Origin of the sequence: Halorubrum sp. SS7, assembly GCF_005435055.1 — an archaeon.
In the GTDB taxonomy this organism is placed as follows: domain Archaea; phylum Halobacteriota; class Halobacteria; order Halobacteriales; family Haloferacaceae; genus Halorubrum; species Halorubrum salinarum.
In genome coordinates, this window is sequence record NZ_SGXV01000726.1 from 1 (window position 1) to 220 (window position 220).

The 220-nt window shown below is 71.8% G+C and carries 1 pseudogene; it reads right to left on the bottom strand.

Features of this window, described 5'->3' with window-relative positions:
• Positions 1 to 189 (bottom strand): annotated as a pseudogene (locus EXE44_RS19720) (hypothetical protein); the annotation flags it as partial.
• Positions 190 to 220: the final 31 nt, after the last annotated feature.

Consider the following 220-nt stretch of genomic DNA (forward strand, 5'->3'; position numbering starts at 1 on the left):
GGCGACGACGACGGCGACCGTCCCGGCGGCGACGGCGTTCCGGGTCCCGTAGTACCAGCCGAGCGTCACCACCCCCAGTTCGAAGAGGGCAAACTGGATCGCGACCGCCAGCGTCCGGGAGATCCCCAGGCCGGGGATCCCGCCGACGAGGCTCTCGTACACCCACGTCTCGCCGTAGTTGCGGCTCACGAGGAGACCCCGGGGAGCGCGCTCAGTCGGG